Consider the following 402-nt stretch of genomic DNA (forward strand, 5'->3'; position numbering starts at 1 on the left):
TCGACCTCGAGGACGCCGGCGGCGTCGGTGCGTTTGGTCTGGTTGCCGTCCTTGTCGTACTCGTAGGCGACGCTCTTGCCCGGGGTGGTGACGGTCTTGACGCGGTCGTGCTTGTCGTAGGTGTAGGTGGTGGTGATGTTGCGGCCGTCCTTGACGGTGGCCGGGCGGCCGAGCGCGTCGTAGGTGTAGACGGTGTCGCCCAACGGTGCGGGGGCGTCGACCTTGGTCAGGTCGCCGGTCGCGTTGTACGTGAAGGACGTGACGTTGTTGTTCGCGTCCTTGCTGGTGCAGCGTTGGCCCTTGAAGCCGCCGCAGGTCGGGCTGGTGGGGTTGTAGGTGTGGGTCAGTTGGGCGCCGGTGCCGCCGGTGGTGGCGTCGCTGACGCCCAGGGTGTTGCCGGAG

General features: G+C 67.7%; 1 protein-coding gene. It reads right to left on the reverse strand.

Going from position 1 to position 402, the window contains the following annotated elements; all coding sequences use genetic code 11:
- A partial coding sequence (locus GT354_RS12285) for an RHS repeat domain-containing protein (protein ID WP_237534652.1) occupies positions 1-402 on the reverse strand: 402 nt, incomplete at both ends.

Source organism: Streptomyces sp. SID3343 (genome assembly GCF_009865215.1).
Taxonomy (GTDB): Bacteria; Actinomycetota; Actinomycetes; order Streptomycetales; family Streptomycetaceae; genus Embleya.